Raw genomic sequence first — 6006 nt, 5'->3', positions numbered from 1 at the left:
AAGTTAGTTGGTGCATCTGCTAAAGATTTAGCATCAAAAATTAAAGACGACAACGTTACTGCAACAGGTAAATAGTCGTGAATAAAAATCTAGTAAATAAGATATTTATTACTATCGGGTTTTTATTCATCTATCGCCTACTGGCATACGTGCCAGTTCCAGGCGTTGACGCTGCTGTTATTGCTTCATTCTTCGATTCACATCAATCAGATGCACTAGGTTTATTTAATATGTTTAGTGGAAATGCTGTTGAGAGAATGTCAATTATAGCTCTTGGAATTATGCCTTACATCACTGCTTCTATTATCATGGAGCTTCTTGCTGCAACTTTCCCTACACTTGGACAGATGAAAAAAGAGCGTGATGGAATGGTCAAGTATATGCAAATCATTCGTTATGCGACTATTGTAATTACAATAATTCAAGCAATAGGTATAAGTGTTGGACTACAAAGTTTAACAGGACCTAATGGTAACAGCGCAATCTTAGCTGATCACAACACATTTATACTCTTATCAGCTGTATCAATGCTAGCTGGAACGATGCTTTTAATGTGGATTGGTGAGCAGATAACTCAAAGTGGTATCGGAAATGGTATTTCTTTAATTATTTTTGCTGGAATCGTATCTGCAATACCTAGCGCAATTGGCCAAACATTTACTATGGTAAATACAGGGGCTATGAGCTTTTTAACAGTTTTAGTTATTTTAGCTCTTATCTTTGGAACTATTGCAGTAATTATTTATGTTGAGCTTGGTGAGCGCCGTATACCAGTTACGTATGCTAAAAAAGTTATGTTGCAAAATCAGAACAAAAGAGTTATGAACTACATTCCTATTAAAGTGAATCTTTCTGGTGTTATTCCAGTTATTTTTGCTAGTGCAATATTAATGTTCCCAATGACTGTAATGTCAAGTAGCACTAATCCAACGATTATGGCTATTGCTGATTACTTGAATCCAAATAGTTATTTCTTTAACTTTTTGACATTTGCTTTTGTTGTTTTCTTTGCATTCTTTTATGCATCGATTACATTTAACTCAAAAGATATTTCTGAAAATTTAAAAAAACAGGGTGGTTTTATTCCAGGTATTCGTACTGGAAATGCAACTGCTGAATTTTTAAATATGACAGCGAGCAACCTAACATTTAGTGGTGCTCTATATCTTGGTTTAGTAGCAACTCTACCGTTTATGATTATCAAAGGTATGGGAGTTCCGTTCTTCTTTGGAGGAACTGCAGTTTTGATTGTTGTTCAAGTTGCACTTGATACTATGAGAAAAATTGAGGCTCAAATTTACATGAGTAAGTATGAGACGCTAAGTGCAGTTGGTCTTTAAATAATGGCCATAGCGCTTAGAAAACCCGCAGATATTGAAAAACTTCGCTCTGCCAATAAAATAGTTGGCGGTGCGTTAGAGCTTCTAAAACAAAACACAAAAGTCGGTATTTCTTTAAAAGAGTTAGACGCTATGGCAGAGGATTATATTCGCTCTCATGGTGCAAAACCATCTTTTAAAGGTCTTTATGGCTTTCCAAATGCCGTATGTACATCACTAAATCATGTAATCATTCACGGTATCCCAACAGAATATAAACTCCAAGAGGGTGATATTATCGGTTATGATATTGGGACTGAACTTAATGGGTGGTTTGGTGATGCAGCTATTACTGTAGCAGTTGGAGAAGTAAGTGAGAGAGACAAAGAGTTAATAGCATGTGCTAAAGAGTCTCTTTATGAAGCAATAGCTGCAATAAAAGTTGGAATGAGATTTAAAGAGTTATCTGTAATCTTAGAGAACTCTATTCGCTCAAGAGGTTTTGTGCCACTACATAGCTTTTGTGGTCATGGTATTGGTAGAAAGCCACATGAAGAACCTGAAATACCAAACTACTTAGATGGTATAGATGCTAAAGGTGGTCCAAAAATAAAAAACGGAATGGTTTTTTGTTTGGAGCCTATGATTTGTCAAATAGAGTCAAAACCGCTTATTTTAGAGAATAAGTGGGATGTTGTTAGTGCCGATGGTTTACGCGGCTCACACTATGAGCATACTGTTGCAATAATCAACGGTAAAGCTGAAATTTTATCTCTGGCTTGAGAAAAAAAGGATTAAAATGGCTAAATCAGATGTTATCGAAGTTGATGGCAAGATTATAGAGGCTTTGCCAAATGCAACATTCCGTGTTGAGTTAGAAAATGGACATATCATTTTATGTCATATCGCAGGAAAAATGCGTATGCACTATATAAAGATATTACCAGGCGATAAAGTAAAACTAGAGCTAACACCATACTCTTTAGATAAAGGGCGTATCACTTATAGATACAAATAAAAAAAGGGGGTGCAAGCCTCTTTTTTAAAAATACTTACTCCGTAGAACTTTTATAAATCTTCATATTTTTTAAATCAAACATTTGATATAACACATACCAATTAGCGCAAGAGGTTAAAAGGGTATCACCGTATATGACAACCTTGTTATCTTTAGATAAAGAGAGTTCGTCTGCAAAGAGTTTTTTTAGCTCTAGCTCATTCTTTAGCGTCAAATCATCAAAGAAAATTTCTTTAACACTCTTAGCTGGAATTATTTCTGAACCTTGATTTAAGTACTCATCACCTACTAATACAAGAGGATTAGAGAGCACTTTAAAATTACCTTTTTGTAAAGATTTTGACTCTTTAGAGGTAACTATATCGTTATATTTAAAGACCCATGCCATATATCCACCATCTAGTATAGATACGTTATTAAATCCATGCTGTAAAAATATAGATGCTAAATAGGTTGTATTTAGATAATCATTACTATTTGTTCTTGAATAAATAACTACGTTTGAGTCGTTATTTATGCCGAGCTTACTCATAGCATCTTCTACTTTTTTACTATAGTTTACAGCAAGTCTTGCATACTTACTTTTTTTAAACTTAGAGATATCAACATGGATAGCACCAGAAATATGGCTTTGATCATAAGATGAATAGTCGCTTACATCTAGGAGGATAAGATTTTTTTCTTCTAAGATATTATGTAACTGCTCTGGTTTTATAAAAGCGTCATAAGCAGCTAGATGTATAGCAAAAAGAAGTATTAGTATAAATTTCATAGTAGTTAAAATGTCTGTGTATTTCTAAATTCTGATATTTCTGTCTCAACCATTTCATTAATCATGATTCTAAAAAGGTCAGAAATCATGTTAGGAGAGACATCAGCTTTAATGGCAGAATGACGTACTTTTTGTAAGATATAATCAACCCTATCTTCAGCCTTGACCTCTTCAATACTATTTTTAAACTGTGCTGCTTGGCGAACAAGGTGACTTCTTTGAGAAATTAATTCCACTAATGAATCATCAATTTTATCAATCTCACTTCTTATCTCTTGCAGAGAGTTGCATTTTTTTACTTTTGACATTTTATTCTCCATTTGTAGTAAAGTATGTTATCTAAAAAGAGATAATAAGTTGATTACTCAACTATATTAAAAGCTCTTATATAAGCCTCTTGAAGTGACAAATCTCTATTTTTATAATCAAGTATATCACCTATTTCTACTTCTATAATACGCTCTTGTTTTGAATCTTTGATAGCAGATAATAAAATATTTTCTGCTCTGGAGCGTATATAAAGAGGAAGAATTGGAAGTCTGTTTTTAATTGCAATAATCTCAGAGCCCTCTTTAAACTCAGCTAGAGGTGAATCTGAGCTATTTCTTGTTCCCTCAGGAAATATAAAAATAGAGTTTCCCTCTTTTGTGCGCTGCTTTATATCTTTAAAAAAACCACTCATTTGAGAAGCTTCTCTATCTAGTAAAATAGTCCCAGCATTTTTAGTGAATTTTCCAAAAAACAGTGAGTTATAAAGCTCTTTTTTTGCTATCCAATAACCAAATATAGAGCTATCTTTTGTGGCAATTTCAACTATAAGAGGATCGATAATGGTTCTATGGTTTGAGATTAAAAGATATTGGCCATTTTGTGGAAGCTTCTCTTTGTTGATGATGTTTATTTTTATATTTAACTTACCAAGTAATTTACTAGCATACTCAACTCTTAACCTCTTTTTATCTTTTGAATCTTTTAAGCGTGTGAGTTTAAATCCATAATAGTTGGTTAAAAATATCGCATAAATTGCTATTTTTATCTGATTTAGTGTCAAAGCTACCCCTTAGTTTGGCTTTATAATTTTTTTTATCTCTTTTGGCAGATGAGCAAAAGGGAGTGTTTTAATTCCCTCTTTTATACCATTTTCAAAAACCATAACATCAAGTGTCATTTTTGTTGGATAAAATCTTATAACATCATAAGAAACATTCTCAAGTTTAAATGATATTTTTCTCTCATGTAGTTCTATACTCTTCTTGTTTTTTGCCATCTTAGCTCTTTAGGTATATACCGTTTTCTCTAACTTCAATAACGTTGCTATCTACAAGCGCAGTCAAAGAGCGTTTAAACTCTTTTTTACTTAGTTCAAAAACATCTTTTACCAGTTCTGCATCACTCTTGTAGTTATAAGGCATACTGCCACCATTTTCGTTTAAAAGTGTAAGAACTTTTTCTACCGAAGCATCTTTTCTCTTTGCACTGCTTTGTTGAAGCGATAAATCTATACAGCCATCTTTTCTAATATTTTTTACAAAAGCTTTTTTTTGATTGCCTATCTCTATCTTTTCAAAAATCTCATTATGATAAATTAATCCTTCGTACTTTCCCTCAACTATACACTTATATCCAAGTGGAGTTTTTGCGATGATAAGGATATCTGCCTCTTTATGCTGCACCAAACCCTTTACTCTACGCTCAAAAAAATCTCCCAACTTTTCTGTTCCTACAAGTCTGTGAGTTCTATCATCATAAACGACTTTTAAAAATCTTTTGTCTCCAACTTTAAATGGCTCTTTTTGAAACATTTTAGGAACAAAGAGATCTTTTGGCAAACCCCAGTTTACAAATGCGCCAAATGGTGCAATATCGACTACTTCAAATAGGCCAAACCCATCTAGCATAGCTTTTGGTGAGAGTGTAGTTGCCACTAATCTATCTTCAGAATCCGTATATAAAAATACCTCTAAAAGCTCATCTTCTTGCATGCCCTCTGTTACATAAGCTTGTGGCAGAAGAACATCCTTACCATCAAGTGCTTCTAAAAAGATTCCATGTGGAGTGAATCTATCAATTCTGAGAGTGTTAATGATACCTAGTTCTAAGTGTTCGTTTTGTTGCATGTAGTTTCCTTGTAATTCCGTCTATCTCAAAGTGCTTGAGAAATAAGGTTGCCATTATATCGTCTTTAGAGCAGTGAGAGTAGGACAACTAACAAAACTATAGGAGTTACTAGAAGTCCAAATTTTGTATATGAGTAGTAATCAATTTTTATCCCTTTTTTCTCTAGCGTATGAAGCCATAAAAGTGTGGCAAGCGAGCCAAAAGGTGTCATTTTTGGACCTAGATTACAACCTATAATGTTTGCATATATCATCGCATCATTTGCAATATCCCTTAGTGCTATATCCATAATCATAATGGTAGGCATATTGTTCATCACAGCGGATAAAATAGCTGCTAAAAATCCAGTTCCAACAACTGCCACGAGCTGACTTTGAGTATTTAAGTAGAGCAGTATCTCGCTCAAGTAATCGGTTAATCCCGCATTTTTAAGTCCATAAACAACTATATAAAGACCAAGAGAAAACCAGACAACCTGCCAAGGTGCATTTTTGATTATCTCTTTTGGTTTAATGGCTCTAGCAAATGCAGCAATTAGTAGAAAGATAAGTGCACCACCAAGCGCAAACAAAGAGATAGGCAGATGATAAGCATCCCCTATAAAATAGCTACAAAGCAGAAGTGCTATGAAGAACCAAGAGAAGTTAAATAGCCCTTTGTGTTTTATAGCCTTTTTTGGATTTTTCAGTAGAGTTATATCTACATGTAAAGGCATATCTTTGCGCAAAACTATCCAAAGGACAAGCATACTTATTATGGTACTTATGAAAAATGGGAAA

General features: G+C 33.8%; 9 protein-coding genes. 3 read left to right on the top strand and 6 right to left on the bottom strand.

What is annotated here, in order from left to right; all coding sequences use genetic code 11:
• Positions 1-77 precede the first annotated feature (77 nt).
• The 3 genes from secY to infA are packed head-to-tail and all read left to right on the top strand — an operon-like array spanning position 78 to position 2337.
• Positions 78-1340, top strand: coding sequence for a preprotein translocase subunit SecY (gene secY / locus PHI38_RS08390; protein WP_299855009.1), 1263 nt, complete (start codon positions 78-80; stop codon positions 1338-1340).
• 3 nt (positions 1341-1343) lie between these two features.
• Positions 1344-2102, top strand: a complete 759-nt coding sequence (map, locus tag PHI38_RS08385) for a type I methionyl aminopeptidase (RefSeq protein WP_299855006.1) — start codon at positions 1344-1346, stop codon at positions 2100-2102.
• Between the two features lie 16 nt (positions 2103-2118).
• The gene (gene infA, locus PHI38_RS08380; protein ID WP_008338996.1) at positions 2119-2337 is read left to right on the top strand and encodes a translation initiation factor IF-1; all 219 of its coding nucleotides are present in this window, start codon (positions 2119-2121) and stop codon (positions 2335-2337) included.
• A gap of 34 nt (positions 2338-2371) precedes the next feature.
• On the opposite strand, the gene PHI38_RS08375 is transcribed toward infA, so the two are convergent.
• The 6 genes from PHI38_RS08375 to PHI38_RS08350 form a co-directional block, all read right to left on the bottom strand.
• Complete coding sequence (locus PHI38_RS08375) at positions 2372-3109, bottom strand: sulfurtransferase (protein WP_299855002.1); 738 nt, start codon at positions 3107-3109, stop codon at positions 2372-2374.
• Between the two features lie 5 nt (positions 3110-3114).
• Positions 3115-3417, bottom strand: a complete 303-nt coding sequence (locus PHI38_RS08370) for a chorismate mutase (RefSeq protein WP_299854999.1) — start codon at positions 3415-3417, stop codon at positions 3115-3117.
• A gap of 53 nt (positions 3418-3470) precedes the next feature.
• Positions 3471-4160: a lysophospholipid acyltransferase family protein gene (locus PHI38_RS08365; RefSeq protein ID WP_299854997.1), complete on the bottom strand. Its 690-nt coding sequence runs from the start codon at positions 4158-4160 to the stop codon at positions 3471-3473.
• A gap of 9 nt (positions 4161-4169) precedes the next feature.
• Positions 4170-4376: a hypothetical protein gene (locus PHI38_RS08360; RefSeq protein WP_299854995.1), complete on the bottom strand. Its 207-nt coding sequence runs from the start codon at positions 4374-4376 to the stop codon at positions 4170-4172.
• Between the two features lies 1 nt (position 4377).
• The gene (locus PHI38_RS08355) at positions 4378-5226 is read right to left on the bottom strand and encodes a S1-like domain-containing RNA-binding protein (protein ID WP_299854992.1); all 849 of its coding nucleotides are present in this window, start codon (positions 5224-5226) and stop codon (positions 4378-4380) included.
• Between the two features lie 65 nt (positions 5227-5291).
• Positions 5292-6006 (bottom strand): ArsB/NhaD family transporter (locus PHI38_RS08350; protein ID WP_299854989.1); only part of this gene is annotated, 715 nt, incomplete at its 5' end.

Source organism: Sulfurimonas sp. (assembly GCF_028694895.1).
Classification (GTDB): domain Bacteria; phylum Campylobacterota; class Campylobacteria; order Campylobacterales; family Sulfurimonadaceae; genus Sulfurimonas.
This window is presented reverse-complemented; position numbering and strand designations above follow the sequence as displayed.